Annotated in this window: 1 protein-coding gene; it reads left to right on the top strand. The window is 71.8% G+C overall.

The genetic code is table 11. The features are described from left to right. Positions 1-3: 3 nt before the first annotated feature. The coding region (locus KIH74_RS35620) for an LLM class flavin-dependent oxidoreductase (RefSeq protein ID WP_372492180.1) at positions 4-1,280 on the top strand (1,277 nt) is incomplete at its 3' end.

Here is a 1,280-nt window from a genome sequence, read left to right as displayed (position 1 = left end):
GACATGAGCACGGACGTCGACACCGGCGCCCCCTACGACCCGAATGCCCAGGTGCACCTGGGTGTCTTCTACACCGGCGTCGGCCCGCAGCTGGTGTGGTCGCGGCCCACCGAGCGCCCGCACACCGCGATCGAGACGTTCGTCGAGGTCGCCCAGCTGCTCGAGCGCGGCCTGTTCGACGCGTTCTTCCTCGGTGAGGGTCTGCGCGTGCGCGAGAACCGCGGTCAGGTGCTCGAGCTCGACGTGGCCGGGCGCCCGGACGCGATCACCCAGCTGTCCGCGCTGGCCGCCGTGACCGGGCGGATCGGGCTGGTCGCCACCCAGAACACCACCTACAACTACCCGGCCGACCTGGCCCGCCGTCTGGCCAGCCTCGACCTGCTGTCCGGCGGCCGGGCTGGCTGGAACGTCGTCACCACCGACAATGCCTGGACCGGCGCCAATTTCCGGCGCGGCGGCTGGTTGCCGCACGAGCGTCGTTACGAACGCGCGACGCAGTTCGTCGAGACCGCGAAGGCGCTGTGGGCGCCTCCTGGTACCCGCGTCGAGCGGCACACCGACCTGGTCGACGTCAGCGCGACCTCGACCGTCCCGCCCAGCCGTCAGGGACGGCCCGTGCTCTTCCAGGCCGGTGACTCCGACGGCGGCCGGGAGCTGGCCGCCACGCACGCCGACGTGGTCTTCTCGGCCAACACCACGTTCGACAAGGCCGTCGCCTATGCCAGGGACCTGCGCGCCCGCCTGGCCCGGCACGGCCGTGGCGCAGACTCGCTGCGGATCCTGCCCGGGGCCGCGGTGATCCTGGGTGACACCGAGGCCGAGGCCCACGAGAAGGAACGCTGGGTGCGTGAGGAGCAGCTCTCGCCGCCGCGCGCGATCGCGTTCTTCGAGCAGTACTGGGGCACCGACCTGTCCGCCTACGACCCGCACGGCCCTCTGCCCGAGATCGAGCCCGTGGCAGGGGAACTCGACCCCTCCCGCGGGACGATCCCGATCGAGCAGCGCACCGGGAAACTGGAACGGATCGAGGGCTGGCGACGGCTGGCGCAGGACAAGGACCTCTCGATCCTCGAGCTGTACCGCGAGGTCTCGCCGCGTGAGCGGTGGTTCACCGGCACTCCGGGCGGCGTCGCCGACCAGTGGGCGCGGTACGTTCGCACGCGGGCGGTCGACGGGTTCAACCTCACCCCGCACCTGCTGCCCGACTCCCTCGTGGACGTCGTCGAGACCCTGGTGCCGGAGCTCCAGGAACGCGGCGTCTACCGCACCGCGTACGAGGG

Source organism: Kineosporia corallincola (assembly GCF_018499875.1).
Lineage (GTDB): Bacteria > Actinomycetota > Actinomycetes > Actinomycetales > Kineosporiaceae > Kineosporia > Kineosporia corallincola.
The sequence above is the reverse complement of the archived record's forward strand: the minus strand, read 5'-3'. Positions and strand labels throughout refer to the sequence as shown.